Source organism: Streptomyces sp. NPDC048211, assembly GCF_043202315.1.
Lineage (GTDB): Bacteria > Actinomycetota > Actinomycetes > Streptomycetales > Streptomycetaceae > Streptomyces.
On sequence record NZ_JBIDAD010000004.1, the window covers coordinates 478,674 to 498,203 of the forward strand.

General features: G+C 71.0%; 17 protein-coding genes and 1 other RNA gene. 7 read left to right on the top strand and 11 right to left on the bottom strand.

Going from position 1 to position 19,530, the window contains the following annotated elements; translation table 11 throughout:
• The first annotated feature begins 79 nt into the window (after window positions 1-79).
• Window positions 80-1,501, top strand: a complete 1,422-nt coding sequence (locus ACGFZA_RS18460; RefSeq protein WP_393680518.1) for an RNB domain-containing ribonuclease — start codon at window positions 80-82, stop codon at window positions 1,499-1,501.
• Here ACGFZA_RS18460 and ACGFZA_RS18465 read toward each other — a convergent pair.
• Window positions 1,452-2,315, bottom strand: coding sequence for a hypothetical protein (locus ACGFZA_RS18465; protein ID WP_393680242.1), 864 nt, complete (start codon window positions 2,313-2,315; stop codon window positions 1,452-1,454). The genes ACGFZA_RS18460 and ACGFZA_RS18465 overlap by 50 nt on opposite strands.
• Window positions 2,312-3,055 carry a MerR family transcriptional regulator gene (locus ACGFZA_RS18470; protein WP_385280597.1) on the bottom strand — a complete coding sequence of 248 codons (744 nt, stop codon included), beginning with the start codon at window positions 3,053-3,055 and terminating at the stop codon, window positions 2,312-2,314. Before ACGFZA_RS18470 ends, ACGFZA_RS18465 begins: the two co-directional genes overlap by 4 nt.
• A gap of 142 nt (window positions 3,056-3,197) precedes the next feature.
• Here ACGFZA_RS18470 and ACGFZA_RS18475 point away from each other — a divergent pair, with 142 nt between their 5' ends.
• Both ACGFZA_RS18475 and rnpB read left to right on the top strand, forming a co-directional pair.
• A complete protein-coding gene (locus ACGFZA_RS18475; RefSeq protein WP_393680244.1) occupies window positions 3,198-3,725 on the top strand; it encodes a TetR/AcrR family transcriptional regulator in 528 nt (175 codons plus the stop codon).
• Between the two features lie 256 nt (window positions 3,726-3,981).
• Window positions 3,982-4,383: RNase P RNA component class A (gene rnpB, locus ACGFZA_RS18480), an RNA gene on the top strand.
• 74 nt (window positions 4,384-4,457) lie between these two features.
• Here the strand turns inward: rnpB and ACGFZA_RS18485 are convergent.
• From ACGFZA_RS18485 to ACGFZA_RS18510, 6 genes are all read right to left on the bottom strand, one after another.
• Window positions 4,458-4,970: a hypothetical protein gene (locus tag ACGFZA_RS18485; RefSeq protein ID WP_385280592.1), complete on the bottom strand. Its 513-nt coding sequence runs from the start codon at window positions 4,968-4,970 to the stop codon at window positions 4,458-4,460.
• A gap of 235 nt (window positions 4,971-5,205) precedes the next feature.
• On the bottom strand, window positions 5,206-5,907 hold the full coding sequence (locus tag ACGFZA_RS18490; RefSeq protein WP_385280589.1) for a hypothetical protein: 702 nt from the start codon (window positions 5,905-5,907) through the stop codon (window positions 5,206-5,208).
• Complete coding sequence (locus tag ACGFZA_RS18495; RefSeq protein ID WP_393680247.1) at window positions 5,907-8,894, bottom strand: hypothetical protein; 2,988 nt, start codon at window positions 8,892-8,894, stop codon at window positions 5,907-5,909. The genes ACGFZA_RS18490 and ACGFZA_RS18495 overlap by 1 nt, the downstream gene beginning before the upstream one ends.
• Before the next feature lie 8 nt (window positions 8,895-8,902).
• On the bottom strand, window positions 8,903-9,634 hold the full coding sequence (locus ACGFZA_RS18500) for a DUF2690 domain-containing protein (RefSeq protein WP_393680249.1): 732 nt from the start codon (window positions 9,632-9,634) through the stop codon (window positions 8,903-8,905).
• Window positions 9,635-10,100: 466 nt separating this feature from the next.
• The gene (locus tag ACGFZA_RS18505; protein ID WP_385280580.1) at window positions 10,101-10,478 is read right to left on the bottom strand and encodes a VOC family protein; all 378 of its coding nucleotides are present in this window, start codon (window positions 10,476-10,478) and stop codon (window positions 10,101-10,103) included.
• Between the two features lie 154 nt (window positions 10,479-10,632).
• Entirely contained in the window at window positions 10,633-11,295 is a 663-nt protein-coding gene (locus ACGFZA_RS18510; protein WP_385280577.1) for a ScbR family autoregulator-binding transcription factor, read from the bottom strand.
• Between the two features lie 125 nt (window positions 11,296-11,420).
• On the opposite strand from ACGFZA_RS18510, the gene ACGFZA_RS18515 reads away from it, so the two are divergent.
• Both ACGFZA_RS18515 and ACGFZA_RS18520 read left to right on the top strand, forming a co-directional pair.
• On the top strand, window positions 11,421-12,491 hold the full coding sequence (locus ACGFZA_RS18515; RefSeq protein WP_393680252.1) for a ScbA/BarX family gamma-butyrolactone biosynthesis protein: 1,071 nt from the start codon (window positions 11,421-11,423) through the stop codon (window positions 12,489-12,491).
• Window positions 12,488-13,417: an NAD-dependent epimerase/dehydratase family protein gene (locus tag ACGFZA_RS18520; RefSeq protein ID WP_385280568.1), complete on the top strand. Its 930-nt coding sequence runs from the start codon at window positions 12,488-12,490 to the stop codon at window positions 13,415-13,417. Before ACGFZA_RS18515 ends, ACGFZA_RS18520 begins: the two co-directional genes overlap by 4 nt.
• A gap of 9 nt (window positions 13,418-13,426) precedes the next feature.
• Here ACGFZA_RS18520 and ACGFZA_RS18525 read toward each other — a convergent pair whose 3' ends face one another.
• Window positions 13,427-14,311, bottom strand: a complete 885-nt coding sequence (locus ACGFZA_RS18525) for a PhzF family phenazine biosynthesis protein (protein ID WP_385280565.1) — start codon at window positions 14,309-14,311, stop codon at window positions 13,427-13,429.
• Between the two features lie 74 nt (window positions 14,312-14,385).
• Window positions 14,386-15,159 carry an SDR family oxidoreductase gene (locus ACGFZA_RS18530; RefSeq protein ID WP_393680255.1) on the bottom strand — a complete coding sequence of 258 codons (774 nt, stop codon included), beginning with the start codon at window positions 15,157-15,159 and terminating at the stop codon, window positions 14,386-14,388.
• A gap of 294 nt (window positions 15,160-15,453) precedes the next feature.
• Between ACGFZA_RS18530 and ACGFZA_RS18535 the strand changes: the two genes are divergently transcribed.
• On the top strand, window positions 15,454-17,082 hold the full coding sequence (locus ACGFZA_RS18535; protein ID WP_393680257.1) for an alkaline phosphatase D family protein: 1,629 nt from the start codon (window positions 15,454-15,456) through the stop codon (window positions 17,080-17,082).
• An 18-nt stretch (window positions 17,083-17,100) separates the two neighbouring features.
• Here the strand turns inward: ACGFZA_RS18535 and ACGFZA_RS18540 are convergent, their stop codons facing one another.
• Window positions 17,101-18,111, bottom strand: a complete 1,011-nt coding sequence (locus ACGFZA_RS18540) for a Gfo/Idh/MocA family protein (RefSeq protein ID WP_393680259.1) — start codon at window positions 18,109-18,111, stop codon at window positions 17,101-17,103.
• 80 nt (window positions 18,112-18,191) lie between these two features.
• On the opposite strand from ACGFZA_RS18540, the gene ACGFZA_RS18545 reads away from it, so the two are divergent.
• A complete protein-coding gene (locus tag ACGFZA_RS18545) occupies window positions 18,192-19,511 on the top strand; it encodes a multidrug effflux MFS transporter (RefSeq protein WP_385280553.1) in 1,320 nt (439 codons plus the stop codon).
• Window positions 19,512-19,530 lie beyond the last annotated feature (19 nt).

Below are 19,530 nucleotides of genomic sequence, written 5' to 3' on the forward strand. Positions count from 1 at the left end.
CGCCCGGCCGTCCCGCACCCGGGATGCCGCCCGCCCCTCCCCGCCATACGCTCGGTCCATGCCCCGCCGCCATCTCCATATGACCGGCGCAGCCGACACGCCGCTGCGCGTGGCCCTGCGCGCGCTGCGGACCGAACTCGGGCTCCCCGACGGCTTCCCGGCCGCTGTGCTCGCCGAGGCGGCCGAAGCGGTGCGGAACCCGGAACTCTCCGGACACGAGGACGCGACGGACCTGCCGTTCCTCACCATCGACCCGCCCGCCTCCACCGACCTCGACCAGGCCATGCACCTGGAGCGCCGGGCCCACGGCTACCGCGTGCACTACGCCATCGCCGACGTCGCCGCCTTCGTCCGTCCCGGCGGCGCGCTCGACACCGAGGCCCACCGCAGGGTGAACACGCTCTACTTCCCCGACGGCAAGGTCCCGCTCCACCCCGAATCGCTCTCCGAGGGCGCCGCCAGTTTGCTGCCCGGAGAGACCCGCCCCGCCGTGCTCTGGGAGATCGACCTCGACGCCGAGGGCCGCGCCGAAGCCACCCGCGTGCGCCGTGCCCTCGTCCGCAGCCGCGCCAAGCTCGACTACGCGGGCGTGCAGCGGCAGATCGACACGGGCACGGCGGAGGAGCCCCTCGCCCTGCTCAAGGACATCGGCACTCTGCGCGAGGAGCAGGAGATCGCGCGCGGCGGCATCTCCCTGGACGTCCCCGAGCAGGAGATCGTCGAGCGTGGCGGAAGCTACGGGCTCGAATACCGCGCCCCGCTCCCCGCCGACGGCTGGAACGCCCAGATCTCGCTGCTCACCGGCATGGCGGCGGCCCGGCTGATGAAGGAATCCGGTACCGGCATCCTGCGTACGCTCCCCGTCGCCCCCGACGGCGCGGTGGCCAGGCTGCGCCGCTCGGCCGAGGCCCTGCACATCGACTGGCCGCACCACGTCCCGTACGCGCAGGTCGTCCGCTCCCTCGACCCGAAGCGGACCGACCACGCGGCGTTCCTCCAGGAGTGCACCACGCTGCTGCGCGGCGCCGGCTACACCGTGTTCGAGAACGGTGAACTGCCCACCCCCGCCGTGCACGCCGCCGTCGCCGAGCTCTACACCCACTGCACCGCGCCGCTGCGCCGCCTCGTCGACCGGTACGCGGCCGAACTCTGCGTCGCGGCCGCGGCGGACCGCGAACCGCCGGAGTGGACCCTGGCCGCACTGCCCGCCCTGCCCAAGGAGATGGCGGACGGGACCCGGCGTGCCAACACCGTGGAGCGCGAGTGCGTCGACCTCGTCGAGGCGGCGCTGCTCAAGGACCGGGTCGGGGCGGTCTTCGACGCGTACGTGGTGGACGTGAAGGAACGGGAACCGACCATCGGCACCGTCCACATCGAGGACCCGGCGATCGTCGCCCGCATCGAGGGGGGCACCGCCGAACTCCCCCTGGGCGAGCGGCTGAGGGTCCGGCTCACCCAGGCGGATCCCGGGTCGGCGAAGGTGCTGTTCGCGCCCGCGTGAGCGCGGCCACGGCGGCGCGCGGATCATCGGCGTGGAACCGGACCGCGACCGCCTGCCCGCGCCCGCCGAGCGGCCGCACGAAGCCCGTCGCCGCGGTCAGCTCCACTGTCACCGTCGTCTGGCCGCCGACCGAGAGATCGAGCACCCCGTCCGGGTTCAGCCGCACCAGCCTGCCCTCGGGAAAACGTCGTTCGACCCGTGCGGCGGCGATCGAGGCGGCCGGGACCCGCAGATCGAACAGTGCCCCGTAACGAATCCTCAGCGAGCCGTCGGCGCCCACGACGTGCGGCCGCGTCACACAGGCGGCGTGCAGGGCGAGCACCAGCAGCACCCCGTACACATCCAGTACGAGCAGGATCCGGTGCACGGCCGGCCACGGGATCAGCAGCGCCAGCATCACCGTCTCCACCACGGAGACGAAGACCAAGCCGTACATCATCGCGGTCTGCGGCCCGGTGTACGGGGCGGCGAGCGTCCCCTCCGGCACGGCGTGACGCCGCCGCAGCACCCACAGCCCCAGGCTGTGCACGGCCCGCAGCTCGTGCACGACGAGGCGGCGCACCGGCACCGGCACGACGGTCCGCAACGCCGCGACCGTCGCCGCCCGCCTCCCCGCACCCCGCCGGCGCCCCGCGCGCCACAGCCGCCCCAGCACGACGGTCTCCAGGACGAGCGCCGCCAGGACCACCGTCTCCGCGCCGGCCAGCAGGACCCCCGGGACCGGTACGCCGGCCACCAGACACACGCCCACCGCCGACTCGGCGGGCAGCACGGCCGCGGCCACGAACCGCGCCGCCCGCACCCCACGCGTCACCGGGCCCTCCCTCTCAGCCGCTCCGCCAGCGCCACCATCACCCGGCGCACCACCTCGGCCTGCGCGGGCGGGTAGTCCGCCAGCAGGGCCTCGCCGAACCCGGTCATCGGCGGTCCGCCGTCCGGGACCGCCGCCAGCACCTCGTCCGGCACGAGCGCGGCCATCCGGGCGGCCAGCGGCGCGACGCGCGGATCGTCCACGGGTGCCGCGTCGAGCGCGTCCAGCTCCTCGTACAGCGCGAGCACCGCCGGATCGTCCGCCAGCTTCCGCAGCACGGCGTAGACCTCGCTGCCCCCGCCGCCCGCCATGTCCAGCAGCGCCAGATGCTCCCGGTCCCTGGCAGCGGTGGGGGAGTCGGTGGCGGGCCCGGCGGCCAGCAACTCGGCCAGCGCGGGCGACACGGGCCCGACCTCGGTCAGCGGTTCCTCCCCCAACTGCGCGAGCCGCAGCCGCCGCTCCCTGATCTCCCGCTCCTGCCGCGCCAGATCGGCGTCCAGCTCCCGCAGCACGTCCCCGAGCGGGCGACCGGCGTCACCGGCGAGGACCTGCCGGACCTCGTCCAGCCCCAGCCCCAGCTCGGTGAGCCGCCGGATCCGGGCCAGGAGCACGGCGTCGCGCACGCTGTAGGAGCGGTAGCCGTTGGCCCGGCGGGCGGGCTCGGCCAGCAGGCCGATCTGGTGGTAGTGCCGTACGGCCCTGGGGGTCAGCCCGACGAGCGCGGCGATCTCTCCGATGCGCATGGGCCCAGTAGAAACCCTGACGCTGCGGCAAGGTCAAGGCGCCGGGCCACGAGCCCCCCGGTCCTCGCCGCACCGGTCCCCCTCTCGTACGATCGCGCCTTCGGCTCCGCACCCCGGGCCCTGCAGCATGAGGAGGATCGACATGACCGATCTCGCGGCCCGGCCCGCCACCGACCGCGCCCGCCAGATTCTCGCCGCCGCGCGCACCCTGCTGGAGCAGGAGGGCCCGGACGCCCTCACGATGCGCCGCCTCGCCGGGTGCGTGGGCATCACGGCGCCCTCGCTCTACAAGCACTTCCCGGACAAGTCGTCCGTGGTGAACGCCCTGGCCGACGCGATGCTCCGGGAGACCGCCGGGGTGCTCGAAGCGGCCGAGGCCGCGGCCCCGGGTTCCTTTCCCGCCCTGGCCACCGCCTACCGCGCCCACGCCCTGGCCCACCCCCACCTCTACCGCCTCACCACCGGCCACGCCCTCCCGCAGGACCTGGAGGAGCGTGCCGCGTCCCCGCTCTTCCGCGCCCTGGCCGGTGACGAGGGACTGGCCAGAGCGGCCTGGGCCTTCGCCCACGGGATGGTCGCGATGGAGCTCAACGGCCGCTTCCCCACGGACTCCGACGTCGCGGCGGCCTGGACGGCGGGGATCGCGGCCTTCGCCTCGGTCCGCCTCTGACGCCTGCGTTCCCGGCCGAGTGTGACCCGGGCTCACTCCGCTCCCACGGACGGCGGACCAGTGACCCGCAGGGGGACGGCCACCGCCGGCACCGCACCGTCCCGTGCGGCAAGTGCCTCCCGGAGGACTTCGGCAAGCCGGTCCGCCTCCCGGAGCCCTTCGGGATCGAGCCGGCGACCTGCTCCTTCGTCCGGGCGGCCCGCTTACCCTGGCCGGTGGCCTCCGGCCGGGCGGGTAGCATGGGCGCCACGGCAGACGAGCCGGGCGGACGGCCGCGTGAGGATCTTCGGACCCTCCCGAGGAACGTCCGGGCTCCACAGGGCAGGGTGATGGCTAACGGCCACCCGGGGTGACCCGCGGGACAGTGCCACAGAAAACAGACCGCCTGGGACTTCGGTCCCCGGTAAGGGTGAAACGGTGGTGTAAGAGACCACCAGCGCCTGAGGCGACTCAGGCGGCTAGGTAAACCCCACCCGGAGCAAGGTCAAGAGGGGCCGTCGCAAGACGGCTCTGCGCGAACGTTCGAGGGCGGCCCGCCCGAGTTCGCGGGTAGACCGCACGAGACCGGCAGCAATGCCGGTCCTAGATGGATGGCCGTCTCCCCGGCCGCCGCGAGGCGACCGGGCGACAGAACCCGGCGTACAGCCCGACTCGTCTGCCGCCACCAGCGGCATTGCCCGCGAAAGGGCCTCCGACCTGTGTCGGAGGCCCTTTCCGGGTTTGCGGCAGGGCCTACCGGTAGATGTCGATGACCACGCGGTTCGGGGCGGTCAGTGTGAAGACGTTGTAGCGGGAGACCGGGCCGTCGAGCGTGATGCCGAAGGCGGGCTGGGAGTGCTGCTCGTACAGGTACTGGACGCCCTTGACAGTGGGCAGGGCGAACGGCTTCACCAGGGGGTTCGTGTCCGCGTAGTCTCCGGTTCGGGCCGGGTAGAAGTCGGCGAACAGGTACGAACTGCCGGTGATGGCCAGGTTCTTCGTCTGGCCACTCGGCGTTCCGTATCCCGGGCTCGTGCTCTGGGTGACATCGACCTGGGGCAGGGTGCCCGTGCCCAGGTCGAAGACGACGCGGTCGTAGCCGTCGTGGGTGGCCGCGCGTACCCCGTCGACGCATATGTTGTCGCAGATCTCGGCAGCGGTCTCCGCGGGCGTCGCCGAGGCCATGGGGGCGGCGACGAGCGTGGCAAGGAGGGCGGTTGCCGCCGGGGCGACAAAGCGGGCGAGAACACGTCTTGTATTGCGCATGCTTTCCTCAATCCTTCGGGATTCTTTCGGGTCAAAAGCGCCCGGAGTCCAGATCGAATACCTGCGGACAGGCCCGGGAATTTCACACACTGTCAGAAATTCCTGGGGTATCTCAAGGGCCTGCTGAGTACTGAACGGCGGGTGGCCCGTCGGGCAGTTCCGGTAAACGCCCTTTGCTTGCGGGGTGAGGGCCCTGCCATCGTCGCCAGGGCCCCCGCGTTCCCTCGTTCGCCTGCTATGCCGCCGCGCTTCCGAGGATGCGCAGCGAGTACTTCTCGTACGTCCGGTGCAGAACCATCACCACGGGCCCGGAAGTGAACACCCCGCTGACGACGTACTCCTCCTTCATTCCGGTCTCGGCGACCTTCTTCTTGTACAAGGAGTCGGTTTCCTTCTTGGCCTGTCCGAGCCATGAAGACGCCTTGCCGTGGTTGATTCCCGCCACGTCCAGCTGGGTGCAGGCCGCGAGGAAGCCGAAAGCGTCGGACTGTTTCATGCCGGTCCGGCACACAAGAGACGACATGTCCTTGCGGTCGGCGAATCCGGACGAGACCGTCATTCCGCTTCCGCCGCGCCCGTTGATGTACGTGCGCTTCTTCCCGTCGGGCATTTCCTGATCGACGGGCTCGTCCAGCTTCAGCCGCCAGTCCTTCGCGAGCCGGGCGAGGAAGTCCTTCCCGGTGTATCCGGCGGCCATCGTGCCCCCCGCGTCGAGGCTGGGCCGCTCGTCGCCTGCCACCGCGTGCTTCGGCAACTCGGTGGCAGGCGACGCGGTCGGCGTTCCGGACGGCTCGGCCTTGGACTCAGCCTTGGGCGCCGCGGCCTTCGGCTGCTCGGACGCCGTCGCTTCGGGGGTGCTCCGGCCGCAGGAGGCGGCTCCCGCCGCGCCGATGACGACAGCCATCAGCGCGACGGCGACACGGGGGGCGGTGCGCATCACAGGCCGCCGTCGTTGAGACTGCACACGCCGGGGTCGGCGTAGAGGGCCGGAGCGAAGGCGATCGCGTCGAACACCACGTTGTCGTCCCCGGTCGCGCCCTTCTGGATGTTGTCCAGCTCGATCCGGCCGCCCTTCCAGAAGGTGAAGGTGCCCATCTCGAACCAGGTTTCCTGGCCCGCACTGCGTGTTCCCTGGTTGATGCTGCAGTGGTCGCGCTCGGCGCCGGACGAGTTCTCGCCAGGGATGAAGTCGTACCCGACCGATGCCTCGGCGCCATGGCTGGGCAGGTGGACGAAGACCTTGTAGCGGTTGCCGGGCTGGTCCCCGGAAGGAAGCAGCTTCGGGTTGATCTGCCACCGGCCGGTGACCTTGTGGAAGATCTCCCCGTAGCCGTAGCTGTGCGTGAAGTACACGTGGTGGTCGTATCCGGCGCCGAGCTGGTGAAGGTCGATGTTGCCGATGTAGGGGGTTGCGCGGTAGGTGCTGTCTTCTCTTTGCATGGTGAAGTTGTCACCGACCTGAAGGGTGAACTTTCCGTCCCAGGCCCCCTCGAAGTCGCCGCAGCCGTAGGTGTCCTCGTGCTCTGCGAGGTCATCGACGATGATGGCATTGGTATAGGCGCTCGGATGGTCGATGCACGGCCCGTGGTCGTACTTGCTCTGGAGCTCGGGTTCCGACGAGCCGAGCGAGTAGCGGAGATTCTCGGTGCTGGAGTTGCTGGTGCTCTGCGAGCCGATCCATTCCACGCTCTTGCCCCAGTAGCACAGATTGTTCCAGCTCGGGCACGGGTCCGACGCGGCCGGGTCGCACACATTGGACGCGTCGCAGAACAGGCCGTACGGGGGAGTCTTGAGGACGCTCAACGGCATGTCGGGCCTGACGTAGGACTCCTGGTTGTCCCAGGTCCGCTGCGGGTTCTCCGCCCAGCCGAGGATCTTCTCCGAGTAGTTCCACTCGCCGGGGCGGGAGGCGTCGCCGTAGTCGTAACGCAGGAACGCCTCACGGTCCGCCGGGTAGCTCGGGTTGATCGGGTTGTTGAAGAAGCCCAGGCCGGCGTTGGCGCCGACGGTGTAGACGCCGGAGTTGTAGCCCCACAGCGCCATGTACCAGTTCTCGATGTAGGCCGGACTGCCGCTGTTGGCATTCATGCCCAGGTCCTTGAGCTGGTTCCACTTCTCGCCCAGGATGCGCAGACCCGCGGCGATGTTCGCCGCGTAGTCCGTGGTGACGGCGCCCGCGTGCAGGGTGTCCAGCGGATCGGGGTACGCCCCGTCCATTCCGGTCGTGACCTGGGCGATGCCGTAGCCGCAGTCGGCCAGAGTCGCGTCGGGATAGCCGTGGATGCCGTTCAGGTTCCCGAGCCAGCCGGACCTGGTGACGTTGCCCGAGTCACCGTTCATGGAGTGCCAGGACGCCTGCTTGAAGTTGGACTCCTGGGCGAGGATGCCCAGCATGACCTGCGCGGGAATCTCGCCTCCGCCGGTCAGCTGCGGCTTGGGGAACAGACCCTGCGGGGTGTAGGCGCCGAGGCCGGTGTCGTGCCAGTCCGCCGGACGCGAGCTGGTCAGCTGGCCGTGAACAGCCTGATCGACGGCCCACTCGACCTGGTTGGCGCTGGCCTGGAGAGCCTGACGCTTGGGGTCGTTGCGCTTGACGATGCAGGGGGTCTCCATCCTCTCGATCTTGCCGTGGACGGCCGCACCTGTCCCGGACAGGCACTGGGTCTCCGGCCCGCCCTCACCGCAGTTGGAGGGATCGTCGTCATCGGACATGACGAACGCGGTCGGGCCCATCGGCAGCGACGCGTCCGACGTCGGCCGCTTGCGGTCGGCGTCCACGAGCTTGGTGGCCTTCACACCCGTCTTCAGCGCGGTCGCCTTGACGGTCAGCGTTCCGGCGCCCTCGGCCCGGGCCGAGCCGATGCCCTCGGTGATGCCCTTCATCTGCTCGGAGAACACCGAGTGGGTCGCCAGGTGACCGAGACGCGAGATCCCGGCCACACGGCCGTCCACCGCGTGCTTGGCGAGGCCCGGGGCCTTGCCGGTGTCGATCCCCTTCACGTCACCGACGACCGCGTCGCCGCCGGCCACGGGGAGGAGCTTCACCTTGCCCTTCGGAGCCCGGCCCAGCTCGGTGAAGGCCGTGCCGTCGAAGCGGGAGATGACGCTGCTCCCGCCCTCGACGGTGCCGACGTCCACGGCGCCGTTCTCCGAGGCGGCCAGCGCGAACATCGGGCCGGGCACCTTGGAGAGCTTGCGGGCGGACAGCTTCGTCTTCCCGTTGTCCTTCAGGTCGACGAGGTTGCCGGCGAGAACGCCGACGGTGCCCTTCTGCGTGGGCGTGACGTGCGTCAGGTAGCCGTCGACGGTGCGGCGGGAGGACACCGATCCGGTGGCCGCGTCGACCGAGATCACCGTCGTCGAGCCGACCGACGTGTCCGTGGCCGAACTGGAGGTGAACGCCACCTCGTCGCCCGCGCCACAGCCCGGCGCGAAGTAGGCCAGCTGCACCCGGTCGGGAACCTCGGTGACCTTGCCGTCGGAGAGACGGATCACCGCGGCGAAGGCGCCGCTCGCGTAGGCACCGGCCTTGTTGGACCAGACCGACGGTGCGTAGACCGCCGCCGCGTAGTTCCCTGAACCCGTGGTGCAGACGTAGCCCGTCCACGGGCCGACGTCGGACAGTTCCTTACGCTTGAGGCGCGCGATCTCGTAGAAGGAGAACCCGTCGCTCTCCCGCGCCGCGAGGATGTGCAGACCCTCGGCGTCGCCGGTGGCCTGCACGATCTCGTCCGCCGAAGAGGTGTAGTCCGCCCCCAGGTCCTTGCTGGGGGCGGAGAACAGGCGGGATGTGTTCTCCGTGGCGGCAGGGGCCGGTGCGGTGTCCGCGGAGGCCATCGGGACCAGTGCGGCGGATGCCGCCAGCACGCTCATGATGACCAGCGGGTTCATGGACACATGGCGCATGAGGCGTCTCTTTCGCATGATGCTCCTCACATCCACTCCGTGCAGCTGCCGTGAATGGCCGGGAGGCTCGCATCGACCGGCCAGTCGTTGCTCTTACCGGGGTCCTGGATGACGTAGCTCGTCGGCAGGGGGTCGAACGTGGCGTTGACGTCGTTCCAGCACGCCTTCGCCGTCGTCTTCTTCCAGTTCTGCATCTTGGTGTAGGCGCCTGCCACACCGTCGCCGAGGCGGCCCGCGGTGTCGCCGGCCTGGATGCCGCCGTCGGGATCACGTGTCGTCCACAGCGTCAGGTACACGGAGTCGGGCGAGGTGTCGAGATCGCGCGAGACTTTCGCCCACACCCCCTGACACATCGGCGACCACAGAAGCCGCACCGAGACCGACTCGTCCGCCTCCGTCACCTGCTGAAGAATCTCGGCGTCCTCGTCACACCCCATCTCGATGGGGTCTTTTCCCGAACATGTGGCTCGAAAGCAGCCAACATCCGCTGCCGCGGGGGACGCTTGGATTCCCTGAAAGGCCCCGGCCAGCAGCGCCAGTGCCGCCGCCGTCGGCCCCCATCTACGTATGCCATGCACACACATCACCCCAGACGTTCTCTTCTTCGCGTGGAACGATCGCGGCCCGGACGGCCGTTTTCGGTCTTTTGCGTCTGTGTCGCTCCGGGCGTCGCAGAGGCAGGCGCAGCCTATGTGAAGGCGCCTGGGATGTGTGGAGTTATTGTGCCCCTCACCTGCACGGATGCCGAAGTTGGACATGTCGCCGCAGTGCACCTAAAGGGTGGTGTGCGGCCATAAGGAGATGTGCGTCAGAGGGTGTTTACGCGGCGAAATGCGGGGGGTGATCGCTGCCTCTCGGGGCGGCGATTGAGGTGCAGACGTACTACTTGTCAGTTGTGTGTTTATGGCGCCACGAGGGTGCGGAACTCCGGGGAGTCGGATCTCTGGCTCAGAGCTTGTTATGAGATTTGGCCGAAAATGAACGGCGCGCCGACGCCGGTCAATCGGCGGAGAGCGGGAGGGCGCGCACGCGGCGGGGTCCGCGGACTGTCGACTCGACATGCTTTTCCTCATCGGACCGCACCGCGGACATCCGGCCGCGGTGCTCGCCGCGGGGGTGGCCGGTGGCCGGTTCGTGAAGGAGGTCATCCATGGCTCAGGACGGAGTGGACACACCCGCCCCGAGCGGCGACCGCTCAGGACATCGCGGACGCCCCGTCCCGGATCAGCGATGGCTCAGGACGTTGATGACGCGCCCGTTCGGATCGCGTACGAAGAAGCGGCGCACGCCCCACTCCTCGTCGGCCGGGCCGTAGACGATCTCCGCGCCACCGCGCACCACCGCCGCGTGCACCGCGTCCACGTCCGCCACCTCCACGCTCAGATCCGGGGTGACGGGGCCGGTCCGGTCGGCGGTCATGATGCTGATCTGGGCCGTGGGGTGGGAGGGGGAGGCGAGCGTCATGATCCATCCGTGGTTCATGACCTCCTCGAAGCCCAGATGCCCGTAGAACGCGGCATTGGCCCGCATGGCTTCGGGGGCGTCCCCGCCTCCGTCACCCGTGCCGATCGGAATGTTCGGGACGACGCGGCGGACGGACATCGGCGACTCCTGTCGGTGACTGGCGTGAGTCACCGAGCTTACGGAGGGGAGGGCCGGCCGGCCGGGCGAAGGGCCCCGTGCCGCACAGGGATTCCGGCGGGCCGATGCGGACCGTTCGGTCTGGTTCCGGTTGGCAAGAGGCTTGAGCAGCCGGTCAGTTGGGGGCGCCGGCCTGGCTGGGTACGCTTTCGAGGCTGTGGAGCAGACGCTCACCACGATCTTCGGCCATGTCCAGCGTGGCCAGGACGGCCGGTGTCGAGATGCTCGGCAGGACGTAGTGCAGCAGGACCGAGATCCGCCGGCCCAGGTCCTCGCGGTTGGACAGGACCTGGGACATCACCTGGATGCCCGAAAAGGATCCCGCCAGCATCTCGGCCGCTTCGCCCGGATCGACGTGCGGCAGCAGCTCGCCCTGCCCCTTGGCCGCCACCAGGAGGTGTTCGAGCCGGTCTATCCAGCCACGGAACGGCATGCCGCGGTCGAGACCCTCCACGGCCTGGTCCATGGCCAGACCGACGCTGGCACGGACCAGTGGCTCATGGCGCAGACGGTAGGCGAGGAGCATGCCCTGGTCCACCAGCTCCTGGAGTTTCGTCAGCTGGGGCGGCAGCGGATCGCTGTGCAGCTGTATGTCCATCACCCCGAGGGCGAGGTCCTCCTTGGAGGCGAAGTGGAAGTACAGCGCGCCCTTGGTCGCCCCCGCACGCGCCAGGATCTCGCTGATGGTGGCGCTGCTGTAGCCGCGCTCGTCGAACACGTCGGCGGCCGCCACCAGGATCGACCGCCGGGTCTGGATCGCGCGCGCCTGCTGTGCCATCAGCTTCTCTCTAATAGTGGCGTGGGTCGGGCCACAGGGGGTTGGCTGGAAAGGAAAACCGGGCTGTCAGTATCTTACTGCGGGGCGGCTCGGCCCTTTGACTCGGATCCTCCTGGGGGAACTTCATGGTTCAGCTCACCTCACGCAGCGCTTCGATGTCGGTGGAGAGCGTCGAGCACGCCGGGCACTTCGCAGGTGCCGGCCGTGCCGAGGCATCCGCCGGGGTTCCGGTGGAGGCGGCCTCCACCGGTGGGGAGGAGCCCGGCCGCAGAGGGGAGTCACCCGACCGGCTGAGACAGCTGGTCCACCGGACCGACCCCCAGGACGTCTTTCCCACCGGACTCACCCCGCTCACCGACACCCAGTTCTCGGTGTCGGCGCACTGGCCGCGCTCCCACCGCTTCTTCACCCCCGTCGGCGGCCGCCACCAGGACCCCCTGCTCATAGCCGAGACCATGCGGCAGACGACGATGCTCGTCGCCCACGCGCAGTTCGGTGTGCCGGTCGGCGATGCCTTCGTGATGTGGGAGCTGAGATACACCTCCGCGTCCGCACGGCTCGAACTGGGCGACGACCCGTGGGACATCACGGTCGACGTGTCCTGCTCCCGGATCCGCCGTCGCGGCCGGAGCCTCGGCTCCATGCACCTCGAACTGCTCCTGCACCGCCGCGGCACCGTGCTCGCCTCCGGCGGCGGGCGGATCAGCTGCACCTCGGCAGCGGCGTACCAGCGGCTGCGCGGCCACCGCGGCGTCGTGCTCGACACCCCGATACCCCTCCTGCCGGCCGTCGCACCGCGCACGGTCGGCAGGACCTCCGAACAGGACGTCGTCCTCTCGCCCGGCACGAAACCGGGCACCTGGCTGCTGCGCGTCGACACCCGGCACCCCACGCTCTTCGGCCGACCCAACGACCACGTGCCGGGCATTCTGCTCCTGGAGGCGGCCCGGCAGGCCGCGCACGCCGCCACCGGATCGGCCTTCCTGCCGACGGCTCTCGAGGCCGACTTCCTTCAGTACGTGGAGCTCGACCGGCCCTGCCGGATCGAGGTCACACCCCTCCCGGCCGACGCCGTCTCGCCCGCCGGGGTGTTCGTCCGGGCCGTCCAGGACGGCGAACCGGCCTTCACCTGTGCCCTCCGCCCGCCGGCCCCCCACCCGGCCGGGCCCGGCGACGTCCGGAGCGAACTCTCATGACTCCCCGCATCCTCATCACCGGTGCGACCGGCTTCATCGGAAGCCGGGTGACCGCCGCCGCCCGCGCGACGCCCGGGGTCCGGCTGCGCCTGATGACCCACAGGACCGAGCTCGACGCCGCGGCCGGTCCCGGCTTCGAGACGGTGTACGGGGATCTCTCCGACCCCGGATCGCTGCGCGGCAGCTGCGAGGGCGTCGACGCCGTGATCCACTGCGCCTCCCGGGTCGGCTCCGACGAACAGACCGCCCGGACCGTCAACGACCACGGAACCCGTGCGCTGGTCGACGAGGCCGTACGCAGCGGAGTCGGCCGGATCGTCCAGTTGAGCACCGCGTCCGTCTACGGGCGCGGCCCCTTCACCGCGCTGCTCCCGGGTGCGGCCGAACCCGCTCCCGCCTCCGCCACGAGCCTCACCCGGGTCGCCGCCGAACAGCACGTCCTGGCGGCCGGGGGAGCCGTCCTGCGCCCGCACATCGTGTACGGGGCGGGGGACCGGTGGGCGATTCCCGGGCTGGTCGCCCTGCTGCGCTACCTGGAGGCGGCCCCGGCCGGCTGCGACGCCCGCCATTCGATGATCGACGTGGCGGCCCTGGGCCGGGCGCTGCTCGGCGCGGCGCTCGCCCCGAAGCCGCCGTCCGGTGTCTACCACGTCAATCACCCCGAGCCGGTGACCTGCTCGGACCTGCTGTCCACGGTGCTCGGCGAGCTCGGACTGCCCTGGGCGGGTACGGAGATCGCCCTGGACGAGGCGCGCGCCCGGCTGGCCGGTGTCCCGTACGCCACACACCACTTCGGGATGCTCACCGTGGACCACTGGTTCGCCGACGAGCGGGTCCGGCAGGACTTCGGCTGGGCCCCGGGGCCGGACTTCCGGACGTCCTTCGCGAGGCACGCCCCCTGGTACCGGGAGTTCCTCAGACGCTGAGGCCGGCCCTCACGCCTTCGCCGGGTCCGGGATGCGGGTGCCGGTCCCGCTCACCCGTACCCGCGCGTCGCCTGCCCGCAGGGTGACGGTCAGCGTGCCGGGGCGGCCCATGTCCTCCCCTTGGTGCAGGGTCAGTCCGGCGGTCTCCGGGACCAGGGACAGGGTGCGCAGGTACGCGCCGAAGGCGGCCGCCGCCGCGCCGGTCGCCGGGTCCTCGACCACGCCGCCGACCGGGAACGGGTCGCGTACGTGGAAGACGGTCTCCGACGCGCGCCACACCAGCTGGACCGTGGTCAGGTCCAGCCGGTGCATCAGTGCTTCGAGCCGCGCGAAGTCGTAGGAGAGCGCGGCCAGCCGCTCACGGCTCGCGGCGGCCAGCACCAGATGGCGGGCGCCCGCGTAGGCGATCCGGGGCGGCAGGGCCGGGTCGAGATCGGCGGCCGGCCAGTCCAGGGCGGCCAGCGCCTCCGTGACGTCTTCCGGCGCGGCGTCGGTGACGTGCGGCTCCACGCTGGTAAGGGTCGCCCGCAGCTCGGTCCCCTCCCGGACGACGCTGACCGGCACCGGGCCCGCCGCGGTGGCGAACTCCAGGTCCCCGGGGCCGTCCCGCTCGGCGAGGGCCAGGGCCGTCGCCACGGTCGCGTGACCGCAGAACGAGACCTCGGCCTTGGGGCTGAAATAGCGGATCGCGTAACCGCGCGCACCGGGCTCCGACGCCTCGGTCCGGCCGGTCAGGAACGCCGACTCGCTGTAGCCGAGCTCCGCCGCGACGGCGAGCATGCCGGCCTCGTCCAGACCGGAGGCGTCCAGGACCACCCCGGCAGGATTTCCGCCCTCGGGGTCCGTGGAGAAGGCTGTGTAGCGCAGGATCGCGTGCTCGCCAGGATCAGTCATGTGCGGGACAACCGCGCCGGGGGCCGGGGCATTCCCTCCGCGGACCCGTCCGCGCCCCCGCCGGGAGGGCGCCGTCAGCCCCGGCCCACGTACGGCATCGCCGTCGCCATCACCGTCGCGAACTGGACGTTGGCCTCCAGCGGCAGCTCCGCCATGTGGACCACCGTCCGGGCCACGTCGCCGGCCGCCATCACCGGTTCCACGGCCAGTTCGCCGTGGGCCTGGAGGATTCCGGTCTGCATCCGCTCCGTCATCTCGGTCGCGGCGTTGCCGATGTCGATCTGCCCGCAGGCGATCCGGTACGGGCGGCCGTCCAGCGACAGCGACTTCGTGAGGCCGGTCATGGCGTGTTTGGTCGCGGTGTACGCGACCGAGTGCGGGCGCGGCGCGTGTGCGGAGACCGAGCCGTTGTTGATGATCCGTCCGCCCTGCGGGTCCTGCTCCTTCATCTGCCGGTACGCCGCCTGCGCGCACAGGAACGCTCCCGTCAGGTTCACGTCGACCACCGTGCGCCAGTCGTCGTACGAGAGGGCCTCGACCGGCACCGCGCGCGGCCCGAAGGTGCCCGCGTTGTTGAAGAGCAGACCGAGGCGGCCGAAGCACTCCCGTACGGAGGAGAACAGGGCGTCCACGTCGCCCGGGCGCGACACGTCGGCGGGGACGGTGATCACCCGGGCGTCCGGTCCGGCCAGGGCCGCGGTCTCGGCGAGCGGCTCGGGGCGGCGGCCCGCGAGCGCCACCGACCAGCCCGCGCCGGTCAGCGCGAGTGCCACCGCGCGGCCGATTCCGGAGCCCGCGCCCGTGACCACGGCCGTCTTCGCTGCGGGGTTCAACGGTTTGTTGCTCATGGTGCGGCAGCGTACGCCGCCCGTCCCGGAGGACGTGGCCGGGGGTAAATGGTGTGTCGGGGCAGGGTGGTTCGTGTCCCGCGAGTGATTCCCGCGCGCGATCCCGGCGATTCCCCGGACGGCGCACCCGAAGTTGATGATCATGGTTTTCGCCGCATACGCGGAGTTTGCCCCTGGGGATCCATTCCTGCCGCAGTCCTCATCCAGGCGACGCCCGTGCGACGCGAGCACGACAACCGCCCGATGTGACGGCCCGGTGGACTTCCCCCACAACACCAGTCAGGGGAGGGACAGATGACGCACTCATCGCACCAGCAGGAGCTGCGCGACGCGGCCCGGCACACCGGTCGCCGCCGCTTTCTCACCGTCACCGGAGCCGCCGCCGCACTCGCGTTCTCCGTCGGCCTGCCGGCCGCGGGAGCGGCGAGCGCCGCCGAGCTCGACAGCCGGCAGATCGGCGAGGACCCGTTCACCCTCGGCGTCGCCTCCGGTGACCCGCTGCCCGACTCCGTCCTGCTGTGGACGAGACTCGCACCCCGCCCGTTCGAGCCCGACAGCGGACTGCCCGCCGCCCGTGTCGAGGTGCGCTGGGAGCTGGCCCGCGACGAGCGCTTCCGGCACATCGTCCGGCGCGGCACTGCCCTCGCCCACCCGGAGTTCCACCACAGCGTCCACGTGGAGGTCAAGGGCCTCGCCCCCGACCGCGTCCTCTACTACCGCTTCCGCGCCGGACAGTGGACCAGCCCGGCCGGCCGGACCCGCACCGCCCCCGCCCCCGGCGCACACAAGCGCGAACTGAGCCTGGCCGCCGTCTCCTGCCAGGCCTACCACGACGGCTACTTCACCGCGTACAAGCACCTCGCCGAGGAGGACGTCGACGTCGTCTTCCACCTCGGCGACTACCTCTACGAGTACGCCGTCACCGCGACCGGCGGGGCCCGCAACTACACCGACCGCACCCTGCCCGCCCTCTTCAACCGGGAGACGACCACGCTGGAGGACTACCGGCTGCGGTACGCCCTCTACAAGTCCGACCCCGACCTGCGCGCCGCCCACGCCGCGCACCCCTTCGTCGTCACCTGGGACGACCACGAGACCGAGAACGACTACGCGGGCGAGACCCCCGAGAACGACGTGCCGCCCGAGGAGTTCCTGATCCGCCGGGCCGCCGCCTACCGCGCGTACTGGGAGAACCAGCCGCTGCGCACCCCGCAGCGGCCGGACGGCCCGGACATGAAGCTCTACCGCCGCCTGCAGTTCGGCCGGCTCGCCCAGTTCGACATCCTCGACACCCGCCAGTACCGCAGCGACCAGGCGTACGGCGACGGCTGGCAGACCCCCGGCCCCGAGTCCGAGGACCCCTCGCGCACCCTGACCGGCGCCGCCCAGGAGCGCTGGCTGATCGACGGCTGGCGCCATTCGAAGGCCACCTGGAACGTCGTACCGCAGCAGGTCACCTTCGCCCAGCGGCGCGACGTCCCGACCGACGCCTACAAGCTCTCCATGGACTCCTGGGACGGCTACCCGGCGTCCCGGGACCGGATCCTGCGGGGCGCCGAGGCCACCGGAGTGGACAACCTCATGGTCCTCACCGGCGATGTGCACGTCGGATACGCCTTCGACCTGAAGCGGGACTTCGACGACCCCGCCTCCCGCACCGTCGGCACCGAGATCGTCGCCACCTCCATCGCCAGCGGCAAGAACGGCGCGGAGAAGCCGGCCAACTGGACGAGCCAGACGACCGCCAACCCGCACATGAAGTTCTACAACGGGCGCCGCGGCTACGTCCTCGTCTCCCTCCAGGAGCGCCAGGCGCGCGCCGACTACCGCACGGTGTCCGCCGTCACCACGCCCGGCGCCCCGGTGACGACGGCCGCCTCGTTCGTCACGGAGGTGGGCGACCAGGGCCTCAACCCGGCCTGACCGCGTGGGTCGGAGCCCCTACGAAACCGGCACCACGCCGTCCACGGGGTAGCGGACGCCGACGCGCTCACGTACCGCGTCGAGCGTCCGCATCACCGCGAGCGAACCGTCCAGCGGTACCAGCGGGGACTCCGTCTCGCCCGCCCGGACGGCCCGCATCACCTCGGCCGCCTCGAACTGCATCCCGGTCAGGCCCTGCGGCCCCGGACCGGAGGTGATCTCCCGCGCCTCCTCGCCGTCGCGGTGGAGCACGAAGCGCTTCGGGAAGAAGAAGCCCTCAGGGAAGTCGATCCGCCCGGCCGTCCCGATGACCGTGGCGGCCGTCGGGTGGTGCCCGACGAGCGAGCAGGACAGCAGCGCGTTGGCCCCCGAGTCCCAGCTCAGCAGCATGCCGGTGTTCAGGTCGACGCCCTCGGGCGACAGCAGCGCATGGGCCTGCACCCGGTCCGGCTCGCCCAGCAGCAGCTGCGCGAAGGACACCGGATAGACCCCGAGGTCCAGCAGGGCGCCGCCGCCCAGCGCGGGATCGCGCAGCCGGTGCTCGGCGCCGAAGTCACCCGCGAAGCCGAAGTCGGCCTGTACGGTGCGGATCTCGCCGATCGCCCCGTCCCGCACCAGTTCCGTCATCCGCCGGATGACCGGGTTGCAGTACGTCCACATGGCCTCCATCAGGAAGAGGCCGCGGTCCCGGGCGAGCTCCACCAGCTCCCGGGCCTCGCGCTCGTTGATCGTGAACGCCTTCTCGCACAGCACGTGCTTCCCGGCCTCCAGGGCGAGGGCCGTCGCCTCCCGGTGCGCGGAGTGCGGTGTGGCCACGTACACCACGTCGACGTCCTCGTCGGCGACGAGCGCCGCCCAGTTCCCGTACGCCCGCGGTATCCCGAACCGCTCCGCGAACGCCTTCGCCGAGGCGTCCGTACGGGAGGCCACGGCCACCACCTCCGCATCGGGCATCGCCTGCAGGTCCGCGGTGAAAGTCGCCGCGATCCCACCTGTAGCCAGCACGCCCCAACGGACAGTCCTGCTCATGCACGCTCCCACAAAAGGTGTTCGACCATTCCGGCTGAGCTGAGAGCATAGAGGCGGATTCAACAACTATGGAGATGAGAATGCCGGAGAGCGGCGTCAGCCGACCCCAGCAGATACCCACGCCCGTCACCGGGGCCGGAACCGGACTTCCCGGCAGACCCGCCCCCCTTCCCTCCGGCGCCGCCGCCACCGCCCGGCGCACCGGACTCCTCGTCACCCTGGTCCTCGGCGGACTGACCGCGCTGCCGCCGCTGTCCATGGACATGTACCTCCCGGCGCTCCCCGCCGTCACCGACGCGCTGCACGCACCCGCCGCGACGGTCCAGCTCACCTTGACCGCCTGCCTCACCGGCATGGCACTCGGCCAGGTCGTCGTCGGCCCGATGAGCGACCGCTGGGGAAGGCGCCGCCCCCTGCTCCTCGGGATGATCGTCTACGTACTCGCCACCGCGATCTGCGTCTTCGCCCCGACCGCCGAACTCCTCATCGGCTTCCGCCTGCTCCAGGGCCTCGCGGGCGCGGCCGGCATCGTCATCGCCCGGGCCGTCGTGCGCGACATGTACGACGGCGTGGAGATGGCCAGGTTCTTCTCGACGCTGATGCTCATCTCCGGCGTCGCCCCGGTCATCGCCCCCGTCATCGGCGGACAGGTCCTGCGGCTCACGGACTGGCGGGGCATCTTCGCCGTCCTCACCGTCGTCGGCGTCCTGCTCACGCTCGTCGTCTGGAAGTGGCTGCACGAGACCCTGCCGCCCGCCGAGCGCCACACCGGAGGCATCGCGGACGCGCTGCGCACCATGCGCGGGCTGCTCGCCGACCGGGTCTTCAGCGGCTACATGATCGCCGGAAGCCTCGCCTTCGCCGCGCTCTTCGCCTATGTGAGCGCGTCCCCGTTCGTGATCCAGGAGATCTTCGGCGCCTCGCCGCAGACGTTCAGCCTGCTCTTCGGTATCAACTCCATCGGGCTGATCACCGTGGGCCAGATCAACGGCAAGATCCTCGTCGGCCGGGTCAGCCTCGACAAGGTGCTCGGCTTCGGCCTCGGGGTCATCGTGCTGGCCGCGACGGCGCTGCTGCTGATGACGTCCGGGGTCTTCGGGGACGTCGGACTCGTTCCGGTGGCGGCCGGCCTCTTCGTGCTGATGTCGGCGATGGGCCTGGCGATGCCGAACACGAACACCCAGGCCCTGATGCGCACCAAGCACGCCGCCGGTTCCGCCTCGGCGCTTCTCGGCACCTCCCAGTTCCTGATCGGCGCCGTCGCCTCGCCGCTGGTCGGGATCGCCGGGGAGGCCACGGCCGTGCCGATGGCCGTCGTGCAGCTGGTGTGCGCGCTGGGCGCGATGGCGTGCTTCCTGGGCATGTGCCGGCCCCGGCAGCAGCGGGCCGTGCGGCCCTGAGACCGCCGAGGGGGCACCG